1 rRNA gene is annotated in these 203 nt (G+C 54.2%); it reads left to right on the top strand.

Annotated features, from left to right (window positions below):
* Positions 1-203: ribosomal RNA gene (locus tag BHE89_RS04540) — 23S ribosomal RNA — on the top strand; the annotation flags it as partial.

Below are 203 nucleotides of genomic sequence, written 5' to 3'. Positions count from 1 at the left end.
GGGGCTAAACCATGCACCGAAGCTGCGGCAGCGACACTATGTGTTGTTGGGTAGGGGAGCGTTCTGTAAGCCTGCGAAGGTGTACTGTGAGGTATGCTGGAGGTATCAGAAGTGCGAATGCTGACATAAGTAACGATAATGCGGGTGAAAAAACCCGCACGCCGGAAGACCAAGGGTTCCTGTCCAACGTTAATCGGGGCAGG

It is taken from the genome of Shigella sp. FC1967 (assembly GCF_001743005.1).
GTDB lineage: Bacteria > Pseudomonadota > Gammaproteobacteria > Enterobacterales > Enterobacteriaceae > Proteus.
This window is presented reverse-complemented; position numbering and strand designations above follow the sequence as displayed.